This window comes from Methylobacterium sp. J-088 (assembly GCF_022829295.1).
In the GTDB taxonomy this organism is placed as follows: Bacteria; Pseudomonadota; Alphaproteobacteria; order Rhizobiales; family Beijerinckiaceae; genus Methylobacterium.
In genome coordinates this window covers 1-395 of the sequence record NZ_JAKSYH010000219.1, presented here as the reverse complement: position 1 = coordinate 395, position 395 = coordinate 1, and the positions used below count along the sequence as shown (strand labels likewise).

At 69.1% G+C, this 395-nt stretch carries 1 protein-coding gene; it reads right to left on the bottom strand.

Annotation, left to right across the window (positions count from 1 at the left end):
• The coding region (locus MKK63_RS24290) for a Brp/Blh family beta-carotene 15,15'-dioxygenase (RefSeq protein WP_409564503.1) at window positions 1-207 on the bottom strand (207 nt) is incomplete at its 3' end.
• Between the last annotated feature and the right edge of the window lie 188 nt (window positions 208-395).

Below are 395 nucleotides of genomic sequence, written 5' to 3'. Positions count from 1 at the left end.
GACTGTGTTGTGCACCCGCGGCGCGCGTGTCGGGTGCCGGATGAGCGCGGCCGTGTGAGACGGGGCATGTACGCTCACGAAGTATAGCGCGAACGCCGTCAGCGGCGGCAGTGCCGCGAAACCGACGCACTGCAGGAGTGGGAGGAGTAGGGCACGGCGCGGCCCCCACATCAGCGTGCGGCAGGCCCAGAGAACCGCGAGCGGCACCCACGCCAAGCTTGGCAACAACAGCCAAGCCGGAGCCTCCGCTGAAGGCGTCCGCGCTATACTTCGTGAGCGTACATGCCGCGTCTCACACGGCCGACCTCATTCGGCCCCCGACACGCGCGCCGCGCGTGCACAACCCGCTCCAAGCCTGGCGGTTCGACTTACCTACCCCGCACCTTCCCGCGCTG